This is a genomic window from Curtobacterium sp. LFS079 (genome assembly GCF_047977865.1).
GTDB lineage: Bacteria > Actinomycetota > Actinomycetes > Actinomycetales > Micrococcaceae > Arthrobacter.
Map to the genome: position 1 here is coordinate 1 of NZ_JBFPFO010000014.1, position 22,727 is coordinate 22,727.

Consider the following 22,727-nt stretch of genomic DNA (forward strand, 5'->3'; position numbering starts at 1 on the left):
TCAATAACATCCTGGCGGAACTCCGCCCCATAAGCCGTGGGCATGGTCAACATCCTTCCACGAGCACCAGCTCGCTAGGTTAAGGAGTCAACAAAACCGGGGGCAGTCCCCGTCCTGACTCAGTACAGCTAGGTCACGACCGCCACCAGCAACCACTGGTCGATAAGATCGATCCATGACCGTGAAGCAAGTCGCCCCATCCATCATCAAGCCGCTCGTCGACGCGCTTTCCGCGGTCTATTGGTACAAGAAAGATCTGCGTGAATTCCTTCTTAGCGCCCTCCCGAACAACGCAGAAGTACGGTCTCGGTCTCTCGATCAAAGCCTGACCAAGAGAGACATGGTGTCCGGGCTCGTCAACGCTCTCTTTCGAAATCAAGGAAGGCACTTCGACGATCTAGTTCAGCTCATTCTTGCGGTCGACGACATCAAGGATCCCGGCTGGCTCAGGCAGTTGACCGATGGTCCGGAGCGTTACTTCGCGGCAAAGGCAGCCCTCAAGACATTCCACTCACACGTTGCGCCGTATCGGGAGCTACGGAGTGAAGTTGACCAAGTTCGTGATCGTCAAGCTCAAGCAAAAGCGCGGGAGAAAAGGCGGCGAACACACGTGGAGGGCCTAAGCGAGCTTCAGCAGCAGTTCAAGATCGTCACAAATCTGGCACCCCAGACCCGCGGCTATGAACTTGAGAAGCTACTCACATCCACCTTCCGGTTCTTCGAAATCGACGCACGCGGATCATTCCGCATCTTGGGCGAGCAGATCGACGGAGCCTTTACGTTTGATGGAACCGAGTTTCTTCTCGAAGCCAAGTGGCAGGGCGAACTGATTGGGCTGGCTGACGTCAATGCATTCGTCGGCAAGGTGGACGGCAAACTCGACAACACGCTCGGACTCTTCGTCTCCATCAATGGGTTCCAGCCGACCGCGATCGAACGCCTCAATGGCGCCGGACGTTCTCGAGTAATTCTCATGGACGGCGCCGATCTAGCAGCCGTGCTCGACGACCGCATCGGTCTCCATACGCTGCTGGCACGCAAGAAACAGCATGCCGCCCAAACGGGTGAAGTAATGCTCGCCGCTTGGTCGATCGGCTAGGTACCTCCACTCCCCCGAAAACATCCCCAATCCGGTCCAGTCCGACCGATGTACGGCCCGGTCCGTCGGGCAAGGTGTGCACATTGTGCACAGGCCGTTTTCGAGGGGTTCAGATCAGGCTAGCGGGGCACCAGATGTTTCGAAATCAGGGCGGCCGAATCCCGCAGTTCAATGTTGCCCGCAGCGACACCAACCACCAGGTCGAAACCCTCATCAGTGGTGAAGTCATGACGGTAGCCATGACGGTTGTCGCGGGCCGAGCCAAAGCCGAGGCCAGCAAACCAGTCGGAGACGCCCGCCCGCCTCGACGACTGCTGGAATGGCCCGATGGAGGTACCGGTGGTCGGCCAATCCCAAGAGCTCGTCGACGGGCCCCTAATCAGGCTCGCACCAAGGTGTTGCGTCCACCTTTCTCACACGAAACAACGTCCACCGGCCGTTCAATTCCTCGCATGAGCGAGGTCTTTTTGTCCTTCGGCGAGACGCCTCCGCACGTCACCAATTACAGGTTTCAGGGGGAAATACGCACTAGGAATTGCAGAATCAAATCCAACCAGGGAGTTGGAGAGCGTTGTAAACAGAGCCTCTCCGTCCGGCTCGAAGACCACGACCGTTTCTTCCAACTCGGACAATGAAAGCCCGGCGAACTTCGCGATCGCAACACGGATGTTCTGCAAACTTAGCCCCACATCCAGCAGCCGCTTCGTGGCCGCCAGCGAAATGACCTCTCGCAAAGTAAACCCTTGCTGTCCTCCGCTTGGATTTACGAGGCCAGTCCTAACCCAGTAATCGAGTTGTCGATAGGTTGTCGCCGAAAGCTTGCACGCCGAGGGCCCCGGGAATAAAGTCTTCTCCCAATCCCTGAGATCAACCTCTTCCAGCGCATCGTTTTCGTCATCGGAGGCTTCCTCTTCCTCTTCATTCCCAGCTGGAATATCCAAGGCCGACTCGCGACCAGCCTGGAACACTGAATCTGAATAGAAAGTTGCATCGAACCGTGTGTTTCCGACTTCAACGGCCAAAGGAAGCCTGCCGCTTATACCAAGAAAAAGAAGCACTCCTCCAAAAGCGATAAGAGCTGTTGTACCCGCTTGATTGTCGCTGACAAAGGTGGCCAGGCCACCAACAGCGATCGACGCCCCACCCAGAATCCAACAGCCGATCAAGCCAGCTTTCGGCAGGGAGATAGACGTAATGCGACGCTTTGTATTTGCGGCCTCTGTTTGCTCGTTCATTGTGAGCACTATATCCGCGAATGGCTCAGGGTTGCCCCGGCCATCCAGCGTGTCAGCACGCTCAAGAGCCGGCCACTCCACACTGTCATCTGCTTGCGGCAGCCACTACGACGCTCATGAGATGGTGATTAGCCGGCTGGACTAAATGTCACTGTCGCTGATTGCGTGGGGTCCGCCCCGCTGGGTTGAAAGCCACGCTGGGACAATTCGCATCGCGGCCAGCAAAGGAAACCCGTGTGTCCCTCACGCATGGCGTAGCGCCAATGGCCCATCTCCTCCGGTCATGGAAGCGTTCTGCCTTATCCCCAACAACTGCTAGTGATCCAAGTAAGCGAGGACTTCTACGCCTCGTCGCGTCCAGACCTGTGCTCTTGATGGGCTGTCCAGCTCAAGGTGAGGCTCGTCCTCCCGAACGAGCCTAGGCACCATGTGGGCAAGAATATGAGTCATGATCACGGAGGCCGCGCTGAATCCAACAAACGCCCCCACGGTCGGTGCACGACACAGGAGCGGCTCTGGACGAATATCGCGAGAACGCCAACGAACGGTGCGGCCACCGAGGCATACTCATTGACTGCGAGGCAGGGATTGTTTGAAATCATGTCGTTCGACCACCGCCCCACCATGGATAAGCAAGATCACAGAACCTGCATCCCCGAGGAAGGCGAGGCCACCCGCCAACAAAAAAGGGCCCCCGAAGGGGGCCCTTCCGTGAACACTCTGTCCACACTCAGCAGCCAACCGGCCCCTGAACAGGGAAACACTGTGCCCGAGGTGGGACTCGAACCCACACACCTTTCGATACCGCATTTTGAGTGCGGCGCGTCTGCCAATTCCGCCACTCGGGCGCGGAACACCCAACAAACAACGACTGGAACGTCATCGCCCTGTTGGAGTGCGCGAAACCACTCTACATGCAGATAGTCTGATTCTCAGAACCGACCCGGTCGAGCAATAAATCATACGCAAGAACCGGGGCCAACTAAGATGGTGGTGAACCCGCCGTACCCCTCCAAGGAGATCCTGTGTCAGAACAGCTGGAATCCAACCCCGCTTCCCAGCCGGCCCGCCGTGTTGTTGTCGCAGAAGATGAAACCCTCATCCGCCTCGACATCATCGAAATCCTGAAGGGCGAAGGCTACGACGTCGTCGGGGAAGCGGACAACGGCGAGAAGGCCGTGCAACTGGCCGAGGAACTCACTCCCGACCTCGTTCTCATGGACGTCAAGATGCCCGTCATGGACGGCATTTCCGCAGCCGAGAAGATCGTCAAGGCCCGCATTGCCCCTGTAGTGCTGCTGACCGCCTTCAGCCAGAAGGAACTGGTCGAGCGCGCCCGCGACGCCGGCGCCATGGCCTACGTGGTCAAGCCCTTCACCCCGGCGGACCTCATCCCCGCGATCGAGATCGCCCTCTCCCGCCACGAGGAAATCAAGGCACTGGAAAGCGAAGTCTCCGACCTCCAGGAACAGTTCGCCACCCGCAAGCTGGTGGAGCGCGCCAAGAGCCTGCTGACCACCAAGATGGGCCTCACCGAGCCGGAAGCTTTCCGCTGGATCCAGAAGACCTCCATGGACCGCCGCCTGAGCATGCGCGAGGTAGCGGAAACCATCATCAACCAGGTCAACTAAGCACCACCCCGCAAAGGGGCGTCCGGACTGCCCGACGGCGGCCGGGCGCCCTTTCGTGTACCCGCACCGGCCAGCCGGAAGTGCTGACACGGAGACAGCAAAGGAGGCTCCCGCCAATGGCGGGAGCCTCCTTTGCTGTCGAATGGGAAGATCAGGCCTTGGCCGGCTTCTTCTTCTTCTTTTCCGGCCACGGACCGAGCTTTTCCTTGCGCTCTGCACTTGCCTTGGAGGTATCGGCAAGGTCGCCGACCTTGTGCACCTTCAGGGAGTTGGTGGAGCCGGCCTGTCCGGGAGGCGAACCGGCAGCGATGACCACGAGGTCGCCGTTCTCGACGAGCTTCATGTCCAGCAGGCTGCGGTCAACCTGGGCAGTCATGGCGTCCGTGTGGTCCACGCTTGAGACGAGTACCGGCTGGATGCCCCAGGTGAGGGCCAGCTGGTTCCAGACGTGCTCCACCGGGGTGAAGGCGAAGACCGGTTTGATCGGGCGCAGGCGGGACAGGCGGCGGGCGGAGTCACCGGACTGGGTGAAGGTACAGATGTACTTCGCTTCCAGCTGGTCGGCGATTTCGACGGCGGCCCGGGTGATCGCGCCACCACGGGTCTTGGGCTTGGTGCCCAGCGGAGGAACGCGCTCCAGGCCGTGCTCCTCGGTGGACTCGATGATGCGCGCCATGGTCTTGACGGTCTCGATCGGGTACTTGCCCACGCTGGTCTCACCGGAAAGCATGACGGCGTCGGCACCGTCGAGCACAGCGTTGGCGCAGTCGGAAGCCTCGGCGCGGGTGGGGCGCGGGTTGTCGATCATGGATTCGAGGACCTGGGTGGCCACGATGACCGGCTTGGCCCAGCGGCGGGCCAGTTCGATCGCGCGCTTCTGGACGATCGGCACCTCTTCGAGCGGCAGCTCGACGCCGAGGTCGCCACGGGCCACCATGATCGCGTCGAACGCGTCAATGATCTCGTGCAGCTGCTCCACGGCCTGCGGCTTTTCGATCTTGGCGATCACCGGGACGCGGCGGCCTTCTTCGTCCATGATCTCGTGCACGCGCTTGATGTCGCCGGCGTCGCGGACGAAGGACAGCGCCACGAGGTCGACGCCGCGCTTGATGGCCCAGCGCAGGTCGTCCTCGTCCTTTTCGCTCAGTGCGGGGACGTTGACGGCGACGCCGGGCAGGTTGATGCCCTTGTTGTTGGACACCATGCCGCCCACGGTGACGGTGGCAACGACCTTGACGTCGTCAACCGCGGTCGCACGCAGGGAGACCTTGCCGTCGTCGATCAGGAGGGTGTCTCCGACGTTGACGTCTTCGGTGAGGCTCTTCAGCGTGGTGGAGCAGATGTCCTTGGTGCCGGGGACGTCCTCGGTGGTGATGGTGAAGGTGTCACCCACCTCAAGGGCGTACGGGCCGTCAACAAAACGGCCCAGGCGGATCTTCGGTCCCTGCAGGTCGGCCATGATGGCAACCGGCTTGTGCAACTGGGCGGAGGCCTTGCGGACGTTCTCGTAAGTGTTGTCGTGAACGGAGTAGTCGCCGTGGCTCATGTTCATGCGGGCGACATCGACGCCGGCTTCGAGCACCGCGAGGGTGTTGTCGAAGCTGGAGATGGCCGGGCCGAAGGTTGCCACGATTTTCGCGCGTCTCATATACCTACCCTAGTAATTGTGCTGCTGGATGTGGATGGGGAACTTGCGTTGCCTACAGGACGGAGATTGCCCGGTCAGTAGGAGCGACAGGTGCCGGGAGGATGGTGCTTCCCATAAGGTGCTTGTCGACGGCGGCCGCACAGGCGCGTCCCTCGGCGATGGCCCAGACGATGAGGGACTGTCCCCGACCGGCGTCGCCGGCAACGAAGACACCGTCGGTGTTCGTCATGTAATAGCCGTCCCGGGCCACGTTTCCGCGGCCGTCGAACTCGGCGTGCACCTGCTCGGTGATCCCGGCCGGCTCTGCTCCGGTGAAGCCCAGGCTGAGGAAGACCAGGTCCGCCGGGATGACGCGCTCGGTGCCGGCCTTGGGCAGGCGCTTGCCGTCCACGAACTCGGTCTCAGCGACCTTGACGCCGGTGAGCCTGCCGTTCTCGCCGACAAAACCGACCGTGGAGGCCAGGTACGTGCGTTCGCCGCCTTCTTCGTGGGCGCTGGCCACTTCGAAGAGCGTCGGGAAGGTCGGCCAGGGCTGGTGCGCGGCGCGTTCCAGCGGCGGCTGCTTGCCGATCGCCAGCGTGGTCACCGAAGCGGCGCCGTGGCGGTGCGCGGTGCCGAGGCAGTCGGCACCGGTGTCGCCACCGCCCAGGATCACCACGTGCTTGCCGCGGGCGTTGATCTGGTGTTCCACGGTTTCGCCGGCAACGGCGCGGTTGGCCGGAACCAGGTAGTCCATGGCGAAGTGGATGCCTTCGAGCTCGCGGCCCGGGATGGGCAGGTCGCGCGGCACGGTGGCCCCGGTGGCAATGACGACGGCGTCGTAGCGGCGGCGCAGCTGCTCCCAGGTGACGTCGGTGCCGACGTTCACCCCGGTGCGGAAGCGCGTGCCCTCGGCCTTCATCTGCTCGATGCGGCGGTCGACCTGTTCCTTCTCCATCTTGAAGTCGGGAATGCCGTAGCGCAGCAGGCCGCCGATCTTGTCGTCGCGCTCATAGACGGCGACGGTGTGGCCCACCCGGGTCAGCTGCTGGGCAGCGGCGAGGCCGGCGGGGCCGGACCCGACGACGGCAACGGTCTTGCCGGAAAGGCGGGTGGGTGGCAGCGGCTGGACCCAGCCGTTTTCGAAGGCCTCGTCGATGATCGAAACTTCCACCTGCTTGATGGTGACCGCGGGCTGGTTGATGCCCAGCACGCAGGACGCTTCGCAGGGGGCCGGGCACAGGCGGCCGGTCCACTCCGGGAAGTTGTTCGTGGCGTGCAGGCGCTCGATGGCTTCCTCGCCCTTGCCGCGCCACGTGAGGTCGTTCCATTCGGGGATCAGGTTCCCGAGCGGACAGCCCTGATGGCAGAACGGCACGCCGCAGTCCATGCAGCGGCCGGCCTGGCTCTTCAGCACGCCCTTGTCCTGGGCTTCGTACACTTCCTTCCAGTCCATGATGCGGACCGGAACGGGGCGGCGTGGCTGCGTTTCGCGCTGCCGGACTTTCAAGAATCCGCGTGGATCAGCCACCGGTTACCTCCAGAATTCGGGACCAGACTTCTTCGCCGTCGGGGTCGAGGCCCTCTTCGATGGCGGAGAGACGGGTCTGCAGGACTGCTGCGTAGTCGCGCGGCAGCACCTTGGTGATGCGGGCGGCCGTGTCGTCGAAGTTTTCGAGCAGGCGGCCGGCCAGGACAGATTCGGTTTCCTCGAGGTGCTTGACCAGCAGGCCGTGCACGATGTCACGGTCCTCGGCGTCGAGTTCAAGGAGCTGGAGCTCGCCGGCGTCCAGCGCTTCCTTGTTGACGCGTGCGGGCTGCAGGTCCAGCACGTAGGCGGTGCCGCCGGACATGCCGGCGCCGAAGTTGCGGCCGGTGCGGCCGATGATCAGGGTCTGGCCACCGGTCATGTACTCACAGCCGTGGTCGCCGATGCCTTCGACGACGGCGGTGGCACCGGAGTTGCGGACCAGGAAGCGTTCGCCCACCTGGCCGCGCAGGAACATTTCACCGCTCGTGGCGCCGTAGCCGATCACGTTGCCGGCGATGACGTTGCGCTCGGCCTGGAACACGTTGTTGCGGTCCGGACGGACGATGATGCGGCCGCCGGAGAGGCCCTTGCCGACGTAGTCGTTGGAGTCGCCGAACATACGCAGGGTGATGCCTGCGGGCAGGAAGGCGCCCAGGGACTGGCCGGCGGTGCCGTTCAGCGTGATGTCGATGGTGTCCGTGGCCAGCACATCGGTGCTGAAGGTCTTGGTCACCACGTGTCCGAGCATCGTGCCGACGGAGCGGTCCGTGTTGATGACATCGAGGGAGATCTTCACCGGCGAACGGTCGCTGAGCGCCTCGGCGGCCATCGTGATAAGCCGCTGGTCGAAGTGCTTGTCCAGCTCGTGGTTCTGGCCGGTGAGGTTCCGCAGCGGAACGTCGTCGTCGAACTCGAGGCCGTGCAGGATCGGGTCGAGATCCAGCCCGTCGGCCTTCCAGTGGTCGATCGCCTCGCGGGAGTCGAGCACCTCGGCGTGGCCGATGGCCTCCTCCAGGCTGCGGAAACCCAGTTCGGCCAGCAGTTCGCGCACTTCCTCGGCAAGGAACTCGAAGAAGTTGACCACGAATTCGGGCTTGCCGGTGAAGCGGGACCGCAGCTCGGGGTTCTGCGTGGCGACGCCCACGGGGCAGGTGTCCAAGTGGCAGACGCGCATCATGATGCAGCCGGAAACAACCAGCGGGGCGGTGGCGAAACCGTACTCTTCGGCACCCAGCAGGGCGGCGATGACGACGTCGCGGCCGGTCTTCAGCTGGCCGTCCACCTGCACCACCACGCGGTCGCGCAGGCCGTTGAGCATCAGCGTCTGCTGGGTCTCGGCGAGGCCGAGCTCCCACGGGATGCCTGCGTGCTTGAGCGAGTTCAGCGGTGAGGCGCCGGTTCCGCCGTCGTGCCCGGAAACCAGCACGACGTCGGCCTTCGCCTTGGTCACGCCGGAAGCCACCGTGCCGATGCCGACCTCGGACACCAGCTTGACGTGCACCCTCGCCGAGGGATTCGCGCGCTTGGCATCATAGATGAGCTGCGCGAGGTCCTCGATCGAGTAGATGTCGTGGTGCGGGGGCGGGGAAATGAGCCCGACGCCGGGGGTCGAGTGGCGGGTGCGGGCAACCCAGGGGTACACCTTCTGGGCCATGAGCTGGCCGCCTTCGCCGGGCTTGGCACCCTGGGCCATCTTGATCTGGATGTCCTCGGCGTTGCTCAGGTACAGGCTGGTCACACCGAAGCGGCCGGAGGCGATCTGCTTGATGGCGGAGCGGCGCTCCGGGTCCAGCAGGCGGTCCACGTCCTCGCCGCCTTCACCGGTGTTGGACTTGGCGCCCAGTCGGTTCATGGCAATGGCAAGGGTTTCGTGGGCTTCCTTGGAGATGGAGCCATAACTCATCGCACCGGTGGAGAAGCGCTTGACGATGCTGGAGACCGGCTCGACTTCCTCAAGCGGCACCGGCTGGCGCAGGCCGTCCTTGAACTTGAGCAGGCCGCGCAGGGTCATCAGGTTCTTGGACTGGTCGTCGATGCCCTGGGTGTAGGACTTGAAGATGTCGTAGCGGCGCTCACGGGTGGCGTGCTGCAGGCGGAACACCGTCTCCGGGTTGAAGAGGTGCGGCTCGCCGTCGCGGCGCCACTGGTACTCGCCGCCGCCAAGCAGGGGGCGGTGCGGCTGCTCGATGCCACCCTCCGGGTACGCCATCTGGTGGCGTGCCGACACCTCGGCGGCGATGACGTCCAGACCCACGCCGCCCAGCTGGGAGTGCGTGCCGGAGAAGAATTCGTCCACGAGTTCCTGGGACAGCCCCAAGGCCTCGAAGGTCTGGGCACCCGTGTAGGAGGCCACGGTGGAGATGCCCATCTTGGACATGATCTTCAGGACGCCCTTGCCGAGGCCCTTGATCAGGTTGTAGACACCGTCTTCGGGAGTAACTCCCACGACCTCGCCGGTGCTGATCAACTGCTCCACCGACTCCATGGCCAGGTACGGGTTCACCGCGGCGGCACCGTAGCCGACCAGGACGGCGACATGGTGCGTTTCGCGGACATCGCCGGCCTCGACCACGAGGGCGGTCTTGGTGCGGTTGGCGCTGCGCAGCAGGTGGTGGTGGACCGCGCTGACCAGCAGCAGGGACGGGATCGGGGCCCACTGTGCGTTGGAGTCACGGTCCGAGAGCACGATGTACTGCACGCCGCGGTTGATCGCGCCGGAAACCTGTTCGCAGATTTCGGTGAGGCGGGCACGCAGGGCCGATTCGCCGCCTTCGGGGCGGTAAAGGCCGCGGACCTTCATGGCAATCTTGTCGCCGTCGGCGTTCTCGATGTTCGCGATCTTGGCGAGCTGGTCGTTGTTGATCACGGGGAACGACAGGGACACCTGCGGCTGGCGGACCTGTCCGACGTCGAGCAGGTTGCCGTTCGGGCCGATGGCGCATTTGAGGGAGGTGACGAGTTCCTCGCGGATGGCGTCCAGCGGCGGGTTGGTGACCTGCGCGAAGGACTGCACGAAGTAGTCGAACAGCAGCCGCGGGCGCTTGGACAGCACGGCCACGGGGGTGTCCGAGCCCATGGCACCGAGCGGTTCGGCGCCGGTGCGGGCCATCGGGCCGAGCAGGATCTTCAGCTCTTCGGTGGTGTAGCCGAAGGTGCGCTGGCGGATGTTCACGGACGCCGCGGTGTGCAGCACGTGCTCGCGCTCGGGGAGGTCATTGAGGTCGATCAGGTTGTCCTTGAGCCACTCGGCCCACGGGTTGGCGGCGGCCACCTCGGCCTTGACCTCGGCGTCGTCGATGATCCGCCCGGCCTCGGTGTCCACGAGGAACATCTTGCCCGGGGAGACGCGGCCCTTCTTGACCACATTGGACGGTTCGACGTCGATCACGCCGACCTCGGAGGCGAAGACGATCAGGCCGTCCTCGGTGATCCAGTAGCGTCCCGGGCGCAGGCCGTTGCGGTCCAGGGTGGCGCCCACGAGGTTGCCGTCGGTGAAGGACACGGCGGCGGGGCCGTCCCACGGCTCCATGAGGAGCGAGTGGTACTCGTAGAAGGCACGGCGGGCCGGATCCATGGTGGCGTGGTTCTCCCAGGCCTCCGGGATCATCATCATGATCGAGTGCGTGATGGGGCGGCCGGAGAGCCACAGGAGCTCGGCCACCTCGTCGAAGGACGCGGAGTCGGAAGCACCCGGAGTGCAGATGGGGTACAACTCTTCCGGGGAGTCGCCGAGCAGCGGGCTGGCCAGCTGCGACTGGCGGGCACGCATCCAGTTCCGGTTGCCCTTGACGGTGTTGATCTCACCGTTGTGCGCGATGGTGCGGAAGGGCTGGGCCAAGGGCCAGGACGGGAAGGTGTTGGTGGAGAAGCGCGAGTGGACGATCGCCAGCTTCGTCTTGAAGCGCTTGTCGGACAGGTCCGGGTAGAAGGGCTCCAACTGGGCGGTGGTCAGCATGCCCTTGTACACGATGGTGCGGGAGGACAGGGACGGGAAGTACACGCCGAACTTGTTCTGGGCGCGCTTGCGGATACGCCAGGCGCGGGAGTCCAGCTCGTTGCGGTCAAGGGTTTCGCCGGAGGCAGAGGCGAAGAACGGCTGGGCGAAGTACGGCATGCAGGCCCGGGCCATGGCGCCGACGAGGTCGGCCACGACGGGCACCTCACGCCAGCCGAGGACAACCAGACCCTCGTCGGCGGCGAGTCCTTCGATGCCGGCCTTGGCGGTCTCAGCCTCGCGGCCTTCGGCCGGCAGGAAGGCGGTGCCCACCACGTACTGGCCGGGGGCGGGCAGCTCGAATTCGGTGACGGCGCGGAAGAATTCGTCCGGAATCTGCATCAGCAGGCCGGCGCCGTCGCCGGTCCCTTCGTCAGCGCCGACGGCGCCGCGGTGTTCGAGGGCACGCAGTGCGGTCAGGGCCGCATCCACGATGTCGTAGCCGGGTTCTCCACGCAGCGTGGCGATGATTGCCAGGCCGCAGGCGTCCTTCTCCTGCTCCGGGTTGTACAGCCCGCGGGCCTCCGGGAGCGCAGCGAAACGCTTGAAGGGAGAAATGGCTCCCTGCGGCTCAACCGTTCCGGTCTGGCTTGGGCGATGAAGACGGGTCATGAAGACGTCCTTCCTCGAGATCGTGCGAATGGAAGGGACAACGCTGGCCCCACCTTGTTGTCCCTGTGACGGGCACAACAAAGCGCTGAATTACTGAAATTGTAGGCCAGCCACCAACGCGCAGCGAAGAGTTACGCATGGGCTCCAGCCCGTCTTGACCCTGGCGGCGATCGTATGCTGCCCGGTTGTCACGAGGGTGCCACGACGCTGTGGCGGGGGTTCTTGGCGGTAGCCCGATGCCCCGGCGGCCGGGACGGCGGCTAGGTGGCCCTGCCTGCGTCCGGCCCGGATTCGGACCCATCCTCCCCCGCGCCTCCGGCGGCCTGCGGTGCAGCTTCCGGGGCGGTGTCCGCGGGGGTATTCCCTTCTGCGTCCGAAGGCGCTGCGGGGTGGGTCAGATCACTGTTCTTCTCCGCGAGATTACCACGCGAACCACTATCTGAGACAGAACTGTCCGGATCATGACCGGTGAGAGCGGTCATGTCACGGTCCGGTCCATGGCCTTCCAGGTACACCGAATCCTGGGTCCTGGCGGCCCTGATTCCGAGGAGGACGAAGACGATGAGCGCTGCGAGGAAAACGAAAATGCTGGTCCATACGTTCAGGCGGGTGCTGATGCCGAACAGTGCGATCTGCTCGGCGTCGTCAATCCGCAACGCCTCGATCCAGACCCGGCCGAGCGTGTAGTACATCGCGTACAGCCAGAACAGCCGGCTGCGGCGGAAGTGGAAACGGCGGTCCAGGAGCAGCAGGATCCCGACGCCGGCCAGGTTCCAGAGCGATTCGTACAGGAACGTCGGGTGGAACAGTGTGTCTGCGGGCATGCCAGCCGGGAAATTCGGACTGGCGGGATCGATCTGCAGCCCCCAGGGCAGAGTGGTGGGACCCCCGAAGAGCTCCTGGTTGAACCAGTTGCCCCAACGCCCGATGGCCTGGGCCAGCAGCAGCCCCGGGGCCGCCGCGTCCAGGAAGGCGGTCAGCCTGAGGCCGAGCCGGCGGCAGCCGATCCAGGCACCGACGGCGCCCAGCACCACCGCGCCCCAGATGCCCAGGCCGCCGCGCCACACCTGAGGGATCAGGCTGAGGTCACCCGTGCCGTCGAAGCCGGGGCCGAAGTACGCATCAGGGGAGGAAAACACGTGGTAGAGCCGGCCGCCGATGATCCCGAAGGGGATGGCCCAGATGGCGATGTCCCACAGGCTGCCCGCGGGTGCGCCGCGGCGCTTCCAACGGACTGAGGTCAGCCAGAGGCCCACGACGATGCCGAGCAGGATGCACAGCGCGTAGGCGTGGATGCGCAAAGTCCCCCACGGCAGCGGGATGTCGAATCCGGACCAGCCCGGACTGGGAATGCTCAGTGGGGCCGCTGCTGCTGCGTGGAGGAGACTCTGCATGTGCTTAAGTTGTTCCTTTTCCTGTGGCTGCGCTGAGTTTCCAGCGGAATAGGTACTGGCGGGCCTGGGTACCCGGAGGGCTAGGCCTGCGCGGTTTCCCGGCGGAGGCCGGCGCTGAGGTCTTTGGTCAGCTTCCCGACGGCGTCCACGCCGCGGTCGCGCACGGCCGCAACCAGTGCGCTGCCGACGATCACCCCGTCGGCATAGGCTGCGATCTCGCGGACGTGCTCCGGGGTGGAGACGCCCAGGCCGACGCAGACGCGCTCCGCGCCCGCGGCGTGGGTGTCGGCCACGAGCTTCTCGGCGCTGCCGCTGACTGCCTGCCGGGTGCCGGTGATGCCCATGATGGACACCGCGTAGACGAAGCCGCGGCTTGCCTTGACGGTCATTTCCAGGCGCTCGGGAGTGGAAGACGGCGCCACGAGGAAGACACGGTCCAAGCCGTACTTGTCCGAGGCATCGAACCATTCGGCGGCCTCGTCCGGGATCAGGTCAGGCGTGATGAGGCCCGCTCCCCCCGCTTCGGCAAGGCGCCGGGAGAATTCGTCGACGCCCATGCGCATGACCGGGTTCCAGTAGGTCATGACCAGCACGGCGGCATCGGTGGCGGCGGTGATGCCGGCAACGACGTCGAAGACGCTGGCCACGCGGAAGCCGTGGGCGATCGCCTCGGTGGTGGCTGCCTGGATGACGGGGCCGTCCATGACGGGGTCGGAGTACGGGATGCCGATCTCAATGAGATCGGCGCCGTTGCGGGCCAGGGCGATGCCGGCGTCGATGCTGGCCTGCACGTCCGGGTAGCCGGCGGGAAGATACCCGATGAGGGCGGCGCGGCCCTCTGCCTTGGCCCGGTCGATCGCAGCCGCGGACTTACTGGTGGTGTTCCCGTTCATCAGTTCTGTTCCTCCGTGCTGCGCTGTTCTTCCGTGCCCCGTTCCGCGGGGCCCTTGTGTGCGCGGGTGGAAAGCGTGGTGCCCTTGACGTTGCCGTCTTCGTCAAGCATGTCGAACCAGGCGGCGGCCGTCTCGACGTCCTTGTCGCCGCGCCCGGAGAGGTTCACGATGATCGAGACTTCGGACGGATCTGCCTTGCCTTCGGTGAGCCGCTGGCCCACCTTGATGGCGCCGGCCAGCGCGTGGGCGGACTCGATCGCGGGCAGGATGCCTTCGGTGCGGCACAGGAGCCGGAAGGCGTCCATGGCTTCGGTGTCCGTGATGGGTTCGTAGCTGACGCGCCCGATGTCGGCAAGGTACGAGTGCTCCGGGCCGACGCTCGGGTAGTCCAGGCCGGCCGAGATCGAGTGCGATTCGACGGTCTGGCCGTCCTCGTCCTGCATGAGGTAGGAGCGGGCGCCGTGCAGCACGCCGGGGCGGCCCAGGGTGATGGCCGCCGCGTGCCGGCCGGTCTCGACGCCGTCGCCGCCGGCCTCGAAGCCGTAGATCTTCACGGAGGAGTCGTCCAGGAAGGCGTGGAAGAGGCCGATCGCGTTGGATCCGCCGCCGATGCAGGCGCAGACGGCGTCGGGCAGTCTGCCGGTCTGCTCCAGGATCTGGGCGCGGGCTTCCTCGCCGATGACCTCATGGAAGAAGCGCACCATGGCCGGGAAGGGGTGGGCGCCGGCTGCGGTGCCCAGCAGGTAGTGGGTGTTGTCGACGTTGCTGACCCAGTCGCGCAGTGCGTCGTTGATGGCGTCCTTGAGGGTCTGGGAGCCGTTGGTCACGGGCACCACCGTGGCGCCGAGCAGCTGCATGCGGGCCACGTTCAGGGACTGCCGGCGGCAGTCCTCAGCGCCCATGTACACCACGCACTCAAGGCCGAGCAGGGCTGCTGCGGTAGCACTGGCAACACCGTGCTGGCCGGCGCCGGTTTCGGCGATCACGCGGGTCTTGCCCATGCGCTTGGCCAGCAGGGCCTGGCCCAGGACGTTGTTGATCTTGTGCGAACCGGTGTGGTTGAGGTCCTCGCGCTTGAGGAAGATCCGTGCGCCACCGGCGTGCTCGGAGAAGCGCTTGGCCTCGGTGAGCAGGGAAGGACGGCCCGAGTAGTTCTTGTTCAGGTCCTTGAGCCGGGCAATGAACTCGGGATCGGCTTTGGCCTTCTCGAAGGTGTCCTGCACCTCGTCCAAGGCCGCGATGAGCGACTCCGGCATCCAGCGTCCGCCGTAGGAACCGAAGTACGGCCCGCTCGCATTGCGCAGCGAAGCTCCGCCCTGCAGGAATGCGTCGGCTGCATTCTGCTCCGGCTTGGATGTTGGTGCGTCCACCAAAGGTCTCACCGTCCTGTTCAGTTGATGGTTCGGGTTCCTCCCGGGCGGCGCAGCGCCGCCCGGGAGCTGGCGTCAGCGGCTGACAGCCATGGCGGCCGCGCCGGCCGCCTTGAATTCGGCAATGCGTTCCCGTGGCGTCGAGTCGCTGACCAGCGCCTCCCCCACGAGGATCGCGTGGGCGCCGTTGCCCGCGTAATGGGCGACGTCGTCGGCGTTCCGTACGCCCGACTCCGCCACAACGACGGCACCCGCCGGAATGTTCCCGGCAAGTGAGCCGAAAAGGGAACGGTCGACGTCGAGCGTCTTGAGGTTGCGCACGTTCACGCCGATGATGCGCGCCTGGGCCGCGGCGGCGCGCTCGATTTCCTCGGGCGTGTGGGTTTCCACCAGCACGCTCATGCCCAGTTCATGGCTCAGGGCGCTGAACTCCTGCAGCTGGGCGTCGGACAGGGCCGCGACGATCAGCAGGATCAGGTCCGCGCCGTGGGCACGGGCTTCCCAGATCTGGTACTCGTCCACCGTGAAGTCCTTGCGCAGCAGCGGGATGTCGACGGCGGCCCGTACGGTGTCCAGGTCGGCGAGCGAACCGTTGAAGCGGCGTTCTTCGGTGAGGACGCTGATCACGGAGGCACCGCCGTCGGCGTACTGCATTGCGAGGGCCGCGGGGTCGGTGATCGAGGCGAGGTCGCCCTTGGAGGGGCTGCGTCGCTTAATCTCGGCGATGACCTTCAGTTCCTCGCGCCGCGCCGCGGGGCCGCCGAGGGCGGTCCAGGCGTCAAGGGCCGGAGCGGCGGCCGCGGCGCGTTCCTTGACTTCGGCGAGGCTGCTCAGGCGCTGGCGCGCAGCCATGTCCTCCCTGACACCGGCGATGATGTCATCAAGAACGGTCACAGTCAGTGGCCGGCGTTCTTCAGCTTGCTGCCGCCGACGCCGTAACCGGCCTTGCGCATGGCCCAGCCGGCGACCAGGCCGAGGAGCATGACGACAATTCCGGCGACGAACACGGGGGTGTTGGCGATGACGAAAGCGATGGAGGACACGAGCGCCCCGACGAGCATGACAATCACACAGGTCCACGCAGCCGGGCTGTTGCCGTGGCCGATGGCGTCGCTGTGGCTGGCGGCGGTTTCGGGGGCTTTGCTGGCGGACACGGTGGTTTTGCTCATGGTGAAATCTCCTCAGGATGGATACTGCTTATCATTCTGCCATTTATTGGCAGGCCCCGGGACACGGCGGCGGCCGTGGCCCGCACACGTTACGTCGGGTCTTCTCCGCGGGACAGGCTGTCCCAGCTGTCGATCTCGTCGACAGGGCCGCTGCCCCCGCGGGCGGCCTGGCCGCCACGGTCATACTTGGTCCGCGCCTTCCAGTGCCGGCCGGCCGCCGGCAGCACGACGGCGCACAAGGCCAGGAGCGCGGCGGCCACGACGGCGAGGACCGGAAACGGCGTGGCGAAGACGGCGGCGTCGCCGCCGGAAATGCCCGTGCTGGCGGCAATGGTGCCTTGCGCAGCGCCGAGCGGATCGGCCAGGACGGTTGCCGCCGCGACGATGATTCCGGCCGAAGCCAGGAGGACCAGCAGGGCGATGATCCAGCGCGCGACCCGGCCCGCGATCGAGGCCGCCAGTCCCCCGGCGAGGGCAACCAGGGCCAGCGCGGTCACCGCGGTGGCTGCCTTGCTGCCCTGGACGTGGAGGTCCGCGTTGGCAGCGGCCGTGGGGTCGAGCCGGACATCGATCCAGCTCTGGGTCGTGGTGCCGAACACCGCCAGGGCGAACACGGCCGTGGCCAGGACAAGGTTGGCCTTGCGTGCCCAGAACGGTGGCTTCACGGGCCGCTCCGTTCCGGCGCCGCGGGCATCTGCGGGCTTCACAGGGCGTTTGCCCCGCTGCTGCCGGTTCCAGCGGTGCCGCTGCCGCCGTCGACGGATTCGGCCGAGATGTTGCGCAAGGAACCGGCGATGTGCGCGGCCCGCAGCGGCGCTGCCGCCTTGTTCACGGACTCCAGGGCCTCAGTCGGCTTGTGCGAATCGGCGACGATGCCGCCGCCGGCCTGGACGTAGGCCCGGCCTTCGCGCAGCAGGGCCGAGCGGATCGCGATGGCCATGTCCATGTCTCCGGCGAAGTCCAGGTACCCGACCACGCCGCCGTAGATCCCGCGGCGGTGCGGCTCGAGTTCGTCCAGCAGGCGCAGGGCGCGCGGCTTGGGGGCACCGGAGAGCGTGCCGGCGGGGAAGGTCGCCTTGAGGACGTCGTACGCGGTGGCGCCGGGTGCGAGGTCGCCGACAACGGTGGAGACCAGGTGCATGATGTGGCTGAAGCGCTCGACCTCCATGAACTGGGTGACATCCACGGTGCCTGCGACGCAGACCTTGGAGAGGTCGTTGCGGGACAGGTCCACCAGCATGAGGTGTTCGGCACGCTCCTTCTGGTCCGCGAGAAGCTCGGTGGCCAGCGCCTTGTCAGCCTCCACCGTCTTGCCCCGGGGGCGTGAACCGGCGATCGGGTGGGTGATGACCTCCCCGTCCTTGACGGTGACGAGGGCTTCCGGGGAGGATCCGACGATCGTGTACGCCCGGCCGTCGGCGTCCTCGAGGCTGAAGAGGTACATGTAGGGGCTCGGATTGGTGTTGCGCAGCACCCGGTACACGTCCAGCGGGTCCGCCGCGCACTCCAGCTCGAAGCGGCGCGAAATGACCACCTGGAAAACCTCGCCGTCCACGATCGCTTCCTTGCCGCGGTCGATGGCGTTCAGGTATTCCTGTTCGTCCCAGCGTTCCTGCACGCTGGAAGCGAAGTCGAGGGCTTCGGTGGCGAGCACCGAGACAGGCTGCGCCACGGGTGTGCTGATCCGTTCGAGCAGGGCCTTCACCCGGGCGACGGCGTCATGCCAGGCTTCGTCCACCCGCTCCGAGCTGTTGTCGAAGTTGATGGCGTTGGCGATCAGCAGGACGGTGCCGTCCATGTTGTCGTGCACGGCCATGTCCGTGACGAGGTTCAGCGCCATTTCCGGCAGCTGGAGGTCGTCTTCGGGCGGGCTCGTCAGTTTTTCCCAGTGGCGCACGGTCTCCCAGCCGAGGAAGCCCACCAGCCCCGAGGTGAACGGCGGCAGTCCCGGGAAGCGTTCGGTCTGGAGCGCGGCCACGGTGTCGCGGACGGCGTCGACGGGGCTGCCGTCAACGGGCACGCCAACGGGCGGTTCGCCGATCCAGTGCGCCTGGCCGTCCTTGCTGGTCAGGGTGGCGCGGGAACGGGCGCCGATGAAGGAGTAGCGGGACCAGGCGCCGCCCACGGCGGCCGATTCCATCAGGAACGTGCCCGGCTGGCCCTGCGCCAGCTTGCGGTAGAGGCCGATCGGGGTTTCGGCGTCCGCCAGCACTTTCAGGCGGACCGGAATGACCCTGCTGTGTGCGGCGAGTTCGCGGAACTCCTCCAGGCCCGGGCTGATGATTCCAAGGTCCTGCATGGCTATTGTTCTCCGCCTCTTCTTGTGTGGGGTGGGTGGTGGGTAGCTCAGTCCCGGGCGCCGGTCACAGCGCCGAGGTCCCGGCCGTCAAAGCAGGTCCGGGTTCCGGTGTGGCATGCTGCGCCCACTTGGTCGACGCGGACCAGCAGGGCGTCGCCGTCGCAGTCCAGGGCGACGGACTTCACGAACTGGAGGTGCCCTGAGGTGTCTCCCTTGCGCCAGTACTCCTGGCGGGAACGGGAGTAGAACGTCACGCGACCACTCGTCAGGGTGCGGTGCAGGGCTTCGTCATCCATCCAGCCGAGCATCAGGACTTCTCCGCTGTCATGCTGCTGGACGATGGCGGCCACCAGGCCGGCAGGATCGCGTTTCAGGGCAGCGGCAATTTCCTCCGGGAGGGGGCCTGCGGCAGGGGCGGTGCTGGGTACTGGCTGATCAGACATCGGATCAAGTCTAGTGCCTCCGTGACACCCGGAATCCAACGGCGGTTCCGCTGCGCATCCGGGCTGCTCTCGTGCTAATTTCACAAGTGATGCATTTCGTCGATCCCTCCCGTGAAGTACTGGCCGAAACTCTCCTGGCGGCCGGTCCTGACTCGCCCACGCTCTGCGAAGGGTGGCAGACCCGGGACCTGGCCGCACACCTGTATTTGCGCGAGCGGAAGGCCGCCGTGGGAATCGGCCTGTTGGTGAAAGGCTTGGCGAAGGCGTCGGACAAGGCCACCGCCAAGCTTGCGGCCAAACTGGATTCGCCGGCGGCGTACGCCGATCTCGTCAACATCTTCCGGGCCGGCCCCCCGCCGCTCTCACCACTGAAGATCAAGGCCCTGGACGAGTCCTCAAACCTGATCGAATATTTCGTGCACACCGAGGACATCCGCCGCGCCGGCGACCGCTGGGCGCCGCGGGCCCTGGATGAAGCCTATTCGGACGCCCTCTGGGACGAGCTGATCAAGCGGGCCGCCATCCTCTACCGCGGCGTCGACCTCGGCATCGTGCTGGTCCGGCCCACCGGTCCGCGCCATGTGGCCAAGCGGGCGCCCGTTTCGGTTGCGATCGTCGGCGAACCGGGCGAACTGCTCATGCACGCCCACGGCCGGACCCGGCACGCGCTGGTCACCTTCGAAGGCCAGCCGGACGCCGTCGCGCTCCTGCAGTCAGCCGAAGTCGGTCTCTGACCGCATCCCACGCTTAACGACGACGGCGGGCCACCGGAAATCCGGTGGCCCGCCGTTCGCTTGAGCGGGTGGGGACTAGCGGACTTCGAAGCCCGCCTCGCGGATCGCCGTCTTGACCTGCGCGATCATGTCGTCGGGGCCGAAGTGGAAGACGGAGGCGGCCAGGACGGCGTCGGCCCCGGCTTCCACGGCCGGCGGAAAGTGCGCGGGCTCCCCGGCGCCGCCCGAGGCGATGATCGGGATGTTCACGGCCGCACGGACCAGCCGGATGAGCTCGAGGTCGAAGCCGTCCTTGGTGCCGTCGGCGTCGATCGAATTCAGCAGGATCTCCCCCACGCCGCGGTCCGCGGCTTCCTTGGCCCAGGCGATGGCGTCGATCCCGGTGCCCTGACGTCCGCCGTGCGTGGTCACCTCGAAGCCGGAGGCCGTGGGCCCGGAACCCGGGCGGGTGCGGCGCGCATCCACCGAGAGGACCAGTACCTGGGAGCCGAAGTGCCGGGTGATCTCGTCAATCACGTCCGGGCGGGCCACAGCGGCCGTGTTGATGGAGGCCTTGTCCGCGCCGTAGCGCAGCAGCTTGTCCACCTCGGCGACGCCGCGCACGCCGCCGCCGACCGTCAGCGGGATGAAGACCTCTTCGGCCGTGCGGCGCACGACGTCGAAGGTGGTTTCGCGGTTGCCGGAGGAGGCGGTGACATCGAGGAAGGTCAGTTCGTCGGCCCCGGCGTTGTCGTAGCGGTGGGCAAGCTCCACCGGGTCGCCGGCGTCGCGGAGGCCCTCAAAGTTGACCCCCTTGACCACCCGCCCGGCGTCAACGTCCAGACACGGGATGACACGTACGGCTACAGCCATGGTTGCTCCTGGATTACTACTGTGGGGTTCGTGCGGGCCTGGTCAGCTGAAGCAGCTCAGATGCGGCAGGCGTGGATGCTGCTGACCAGGATGGCGCGGGCGCCGAGGTCGTACAGCTCGTCCATGATCCGGTTGGTCTCCTTCTTCGGAACCATGGAGCGCACGGCCACCCAGTCGGAGTCGCGCAACGGGGAGACCGTGGGCGATTCCAGGCCCGGGGTGAGCGCGGCCGCGTCCTCCACCAGGTCCTTGCGGATGTCGTAGTCCATGAGCACGTACTGGCGTGCGACCAGCACGCCCTGCAGGCGGCGGATCAGCACCTCGATTTCCTTGACGGTGCCGTTGGCAGCGCCGCCCTCGCCGGTGCGGCGGATCAGGACCGCTTCGGACTTCAGGATCGGCTCGCCGAAGATTTCCATGCCGGCGGCCTTGAGCGTGTTGCCGGTCTCCACGACGTCGGCAATGGCGTCCGCGACGCCGAGCCGCACCGAGGACTCCACGGCGCCGTCGAGGCGGACCACCTTGGCGTTGACCCCGCGCTCGGCGAGGTAGTCCCGCAGGAGGCCGTCGTAGCTGGTGGCGAGGCGCTTTCCTTCAAGCTGCTCGACGCCGGAGAAGTTGCCTACCGGGCCGGCGAACCGGAAGGTCGAGGCGGCGAAGCCCAGCGGCAGCAGTTCCTCGGCCTCCACCTGCGCGTCCAGGAGCAGGTCGCGGCCGGTGATTCCGACGTCGAGGGTTCCCTGGCCGACGTAGACGGCGATGTCGCGGGGGCGCAGGAAGAAGAACTCGATCTCGTTGTCGGGATCGACCATGACCAGTTCGCGGGAGTCGCGGCGCTGGCGGTATCCCGCCTCGCTGAGCATCGCGGAGGCGGCTTCAGACAGGGATCCCTTGTTGGGGACGGCTACTCGCAGCATGGGGAGTCTTTCTGGGGGATTTTGCGGAAGGGTTTGTTTTCAAGCATGGGCCACGCGTGCGCGGCTACAGATGCTTGTAAACGTCCTCCAGGTTCAGTCCCTTTGCCAGCATGAGGACCTGCAGGTGGTACAGCAGCTGGGAGATTTCCTCGGCCGCGGCCTCGTCGGATTCGTATTCTGCAGCCATCCAGACTTCGGCGGCTTCTTCGACGACCTTCTTGCCGATGCCGTGGATTCCGGAGTCCAGTTCGGCGACGGTACGGGACCCTGCCGGGCGGCTCGCTGCCTTTTCGCTCAGTTCGGCGAACAGCGTCTCGAAATTCTTCACGCCCTACAGCCTACTTGTTCGGCGGCCGGAGCCGCTTCCCGGGGCCTTGCATGACGAAGGGGATGTGAGCGAACACACAGCAGGGTAGCGCCCCATCCCCTTCGTCGCTGCTCAGCTGTACTGCTTGAGGGTCAGGGCAGTGGCCAGGGCGGCCGTGACGGCCTCGTGGCCCTTGTCTTCGGAGGAACCGGGAAGCCCGGCCCGGTCCAGGCCCTGCTGCTCGGTGTCGCAGGTGAGCACGCCGAAGCCGACCGGCACGCCGGTGCGGACGCTGACGTCGGTGAGTCCCGACGTCGCGGCCTGGCAGACGTAGTCGAAGTGCGGCGTTCCGCCGCGGATGACCACTCCGAGGGCAACCACGGCATCGAAATGCGGTGCCAGGCGGGCGGCAGCGACGGGCAGTTCGAAGGAGCCCGGCACGCGCAGCACGGCGGGTTCGGCGATGCCGGCTTCCTTGGCCGCGCGGAGGGCACCGTCAAGGAGCCCGTCCATGATCTGGGTGTGCCAGCTGGCCGCCACGATGGCGAGCTTCAACTGGGAGCTTTCCTCGGGGTTGAGGGTGGTGAGGTCGATGGTGGGGGCGCCGTGTCCGCTCATGG

At 65.9% G+C, this 22,727-nt stretch carries 19 protein-coding genes and 1 tRNA gene; 3 read left to right on the forward strand and 17 right to left on the reverse strand.

The window, feature by feature from the left end; translation table 11 throughout:
* Positions 1–175: 175 nt before the first annotated feature.
* Positions 176–1,099, forward strand: coding sequence for a restriction endonuclease (locus ACNQPB_RS17535; protein ID WP_498753707.1), 924 nt, complete (start codon positions 176–178; stop codon positions 1,097–1,099).
* Positions 1,100–1,539: 440 nt separating this feature from the next.
* Here ACNQPB_RS17535 and ACNQPB_RS17540 read toward each other — a convergent pair whose 3' ends face one another.
* Both ACNQPB_RS17540 and ACNQPB_RS17545 read right to left on the reverse strand, forming a co-directional pair.
* A complete protein-coding gene (locus ACNQPB_RS17540) occupies positions 1,540–2,334 on the reverse strand; it encodes a MerR family transcriptional regulator (protein ID WP_498753708.1) in 795 nt (264 codons plus the stop codon).
* A 766-nt stretch (positions 2,335–3,100) separates the two neighbouring features.
* Positions 3,101–3,182, reverse strand: a tRNA-Leu gene (locus ACNQPB_RS17545).
* Positions 3,183–3,359: 177 nt separating this feature from the next.
* Between ACNQPB_RS17545 and ACNQPB_RS17550 the strand changes: the two genes are divergently transcribed.
* A complete protein-coding gene (locus ACNQPB_RS17550; protein WP_498753709.1) occupies positions 3,360–3,965 on the forward strand; it encodes an ANTAR domain-containing response regulator in 606 nt (201 codons plus the stop codon).
* A 151-nt stretch (positions 3,966–4,116) separates the two neighbouring features.
* Here ACNQPB_RS17550 and pyk read toward each other — a convergent pair whose 3' ends face one another.
* From pyk to hisI, 11 genes are all read right to left on the reverse strand, one after another.
* Complete coding sequence (gene pyk, locus ACNQPB_RS17555) at positions 4,117–5,613, reverse strand: pyruvate kinase (RefSeq protein WP_498753710.1); 1,497 nt, start codon at positions 5,611–5,613, stop codon at positions 4,117–4,119.
* Between the two features lie 52 nt (positions 5,614–5,665).
* Positions 5,666–7,123, reverse strand: coding sequence for a glutamate synthase subunit beta (locus ACNQPB_RS17560; RefSeq protein WP_498753711.1), 1,458 nt, complete (start codon positions 7,121–7,123; stop codon positions 5,666–5,668).
* Positions 7,116–11,729 (reverse strand): glutamate synthase large subunit, encoded by a 4,614-nt coding sequence (gltB, locus tag ACNQPB_RS17565; protein WP_498753712.1) that lies wholly within the window; start codon positions 11,727–11,729, stop codon positions 7,116–7,118. The genes ACNQPB_RS17560 and gltB overlap by 8 nt, the downstream gene beginning before the upstream one ends.
* 260 nt (positions 11,730–11,989) lie before the next feature.
* Entirely contained in the window at positions 11,990–13,123 is a 1,134-nt protein-coding gene (gene lgt, locus ACNQPB_RS17570; protein ID WP_498753713.1) for a prolipoprotein diacylglyceryl transferase, read from the reverse strand.
* A gap of 80 nt (positions 13,124–13,203) precedes the next feature.
* Positions 13,204–14,016: a tryptophan synthase subunit alpha gene (gene trpA, locus ACNQPB_RS17575; RefSeq protein ID WP_498753714.1), complete on the reverse strand. Its 813-nt coding sequence runs from the start codon at positions 14,014–14,016 to the stop codon at positions 13,204–13,206.
* Positions 14,016–15,389, reverse strand: coding sequence for a tryptophan synthase subunit beta (trpB, locus tag ACNQPB_RS17580; protein ID WP_498753715.1), 1,374 nt, complete (start codon positions 15,387–15,389; stop codon positions 14,016–14,018). Before trpB ends, trpA begins: the two co-directional genes overlap by 1 nt.
* A gap of 72 nt (positions 15,390–15,461) precedes the next feature.
* Positions 15,462–16,280: an indole-3-glycerol phosphate synthase TrpC gene (trpC, locus tag ACNQPB_RS17585; protein WP_498753716.1), complete on the reverse strand. Its 819-nt coding sequence runs from the start codon at positions 16,278–16,280 to the stop codon at positions 15,462–15,464.
* A 2-nt stretch (positions 16,281–16,282) separates the two neighbouring features.
* A complete protein-coding gene (locus ACNQPB_RS17590; protein ID WP_498753717.1) occupies positions 16,283–16,555 on the reverse strand; it encodes an HGxxPAAW family protein in 273 nt (90 codons plus the stop codon).
* 89 nt (positions 16,556–16,644) lie between these two features.
* Positions 16,645–17,220, reverse strand: a complete 576-nt coding sequence (locus ACNQPB_RS17595) for a Trp biosynthesis-associated membrane protein (protein ID WP_498753718.1) — start codon at positions 17,218–17,220, stop codon at positions 16,645–16,647.
* A gap of 38 nt (positions 17,221–17,258) precedes the next feature.
* Positions 17,259–18,854, reverse strand: coding sequence for an anthranilate synthase component I (locus ACNQPB_RS17600; RefSeq protein ID WP_498753719.1), 1,596 nt, complete (start codon positions 18,852–18,854; stop codon positions 17,259–17,261).
* Positions 18,855–18,901: 47 nt separating this feature from the next.
* A complete protein-coding gene (gene hisI / locus ACNQPB_RS17605) occupies positions 18,902–19,297 on the reverse strand; it encodes a phosphoribosyl-AMP cyclohydrolase (protein ID WP_498753720.1) in 396 nt (131 codons plus the stop codon).
* An 89-nt stretch (positions 19,298–19,386) separates the two neighbouring features.
* On the opposite strand from hisI, the gene ACNQPB_RS17610 reads away from it, so the two are divergent.
* Entirely contained in the window at positions 19,387–20,031 is a 645-nt protein-coding gene (locus tag ACNQPB_RS17610) for a TIGR03085 family metal-binding protein (protein WP_498753721.1), read from the forward strand.
* Between the two features lie 75 nt (positions 20,032–20,106).
* On the opposite strand, the gene hisF is transcribed toward ACNQPB_RS17610, so the two are convergent.
* The 4 genes from hisF to ribH all read right to left on the reverse strand — a co-directional run bounded on the left by hisF (position 20,107) and on the right by ribH (position 22,725).
* A complete protein-coding gene (hisF, locus tag ACNQPB_RS17615) occupies positions 20,107–20,883 on the reverse strand; it encodes an imidazole glycerol phosphate synthase subunit HisF (protein WP_498753722.1) in 777 nt (258 codons plus the stop codon).
* 56 nt (positions 20,884–20,939) lie between these two features.
* Positions 20,940–21,800, reverse strand: a complete 861-nt coding sequence (gene hisG, locus ACNQPB_RS17620) for an ATP phosphoribosyltransferase (RefSeq protein WP_426303118.1) — start codon at positions 21,798–21,800, stop codon at positions 20,940–20,942.
* Between the two features lie 64 nt (positions 21,801–21,864).
* A complete protein-coding gene (locus ACNQPB_RS17625) occupies positions 21,865–22,128 on the reverse strand; it encodes a phosphoribosyl-ATP diphosphatase (RefSeq protein ID WP_074587631.1) in 264 nt (87 codons plus the stop codon).
* A gap of 111 nt (positions 22,129–22,239) precedes the next feature.
* Positions 22,240–22,725 carry a 6,7-dimethyl-8-ribityllumazine synthase gene (gene ribH, locus ACNQPB_RS17630; protein WP_498753723.1) on the reverse strand — a complete coding sequence of 162 codons (486 nt, stop codon included), beginning with the start codon at positions 22,723–22,725 and terminating at the stop codon, positions 22,240–22,242.
* Positions 22,726–22,727 lie beyond the last annotated feature (2 nt).

Coding starts and splice junctions, on each gene's coding strand:
- ACNQPB_RS17535 (WP_498753707.1), top strand. CDS start 176: ATGACCGTGAAGCAAGTCGCCCCATCCATCATCAAGCCGCTCGTCGAC.
- ACNQPB_RS17540 (WP_498753708.1), bottom strand. CDS start 2,334: ATGAACGAGCAAACAGAGGCCGCAAATACAAAGCGTCGCATTACGTCT.
- pyk (WP_498753710.1), bottom strand. CDS start 5,613: ATGAGACGCGCGAAAATCGTGGCAACCTTCGGCCCGGCCATCTCCAGC.
- gltB (WP_498753712.1), bottom strand. CDS start 11,729: ATGACCCGTCTTCATCGCCCAAGCCAGACCGGAACGGTTGAGCCGCAG.
- lgt (WP_498753713.1), bottom strand. CDS start 13,123: ATGCAGAGTCTCCTCCACGCAGCAGCAGCGGCCCCACTGAGCATTCCC.
- trpA (WP_498753714.1), bottom strand. CDS start 14,016: ATGAACGGGAACACCACCAGTAAGTCCGCGGCTGCGATCGACCGGGCC.
- ACNQPB_RS17590 (WP_498753717.1), bottom strand. CDS start 16,555: ATGAGCAAAACCACCGTGTCCGCCAGCAAAGCCCCCGAAACCGCCGCC.
- ACNQPB_RS17600 (WP_498753719.1), bottom strand. CDS start 18,854: ATGCAGGACCTTGGAATCATCAGCCCGGGCCTGGAGGAGTTCCGCGAA.
- hisI (WP_498753720.1), bottom strand. CDS start 19,297: ATGTCTGATCAGCCAGTACCCAGCACCGCCCCTGCCGCAGGCCCCCTC.
- ACNQPB_RS17610 (WP_498753721.1), top strand. CDS start 19,387: ATGCATTTCGTCGATCCCTCCCGTGAAGTACTGGCCGAAACTCTCCTG.
- hisF (WP_498753722.1), bottom strand. CDS start 20,883: ATGGCTGTAGCCGTACGTGTCATCCCGTGTCTGGACGTTGACGCCGGG.
- hisG (WP_426303118.1), bottom strand. CDS start 21,800: ATGCTGCGAGTAGCCGTCCCCAACAAGGGATCCCTGTCTGAAGCCGCC.
- ribH (WP_498753723.1), bottom strand. CDS start 22,725: ATGAGCGGACACGGCGCCCCCACCATCGACCTCACCACCCTCAACCCC.